Source organism: Exiguobacterium sp. s125 (assembly GCF_018618605.1).
Lineage (GTDB): Bacteria > Bacillota > Bacilli > Exiguobacteriales > Exiguobacteriaceae > Exiguobacterium_A > Exiguobacterium_A oxidotolerans.
This window is the reverse complement of sequence record NZ_JACSMI010000019.1, coordinates 1-455: the sequence shown is the minus strand read 5'-3', so window position 1 is coordinate 455 and position 455 is coordinate 1. Positions and strand designations below refer to the sequence as shown.

Below are 455 nucleotides of genomic sequence, written 5' to 3'. Positions count from 1 at the left end.
GCTTGTGCTTCGATGTGATTTTTCGTCCAAGCTTGCTCGAACTGATCTGCACCGGCTTCACCGTAAATTGATTTGATTGCGGCTTTGAAATCAGCTGTGTGCATGTCTTCCGCCCAGTTTGCAGCATCGTAGTCTTTCGCTTGATCGACGCCTGCCGTCATGCTGAGGTTCGCAAGAGCGACGTGTTCAGCAGCGAGGCTGTTGAGTGTTGACCGGAGGTCAGCGGCTTTCGTATCAGCTTTCGAGTTATCGAATTTCTCAGGCATTTGTGTCGTGATAGCGACTGAGAGTGCTTTCGAGATGTCATACATGCGGCTGTATCCTTCACGGAACGTGTTGTACGATCCTTCATAGTCGCCTGCTGCGTACTCTTGGAATGTTTTATAGACGTCCGCTTCGTGAGCACGAAGGACTTCTTCAGCTGCTTCCTTCGGAAGTTCGCCTTCTGTCGCAGC

General features: G+C 51.0%; 1 pseudogene. It reads right to left on the bottom strand.

The window, feature by feature from the left end:
* Positions 1-455: pseudogene (locus KNQ05_RS15600) on the bottom strand (copper amine oxidase); the annotation flags it as partial.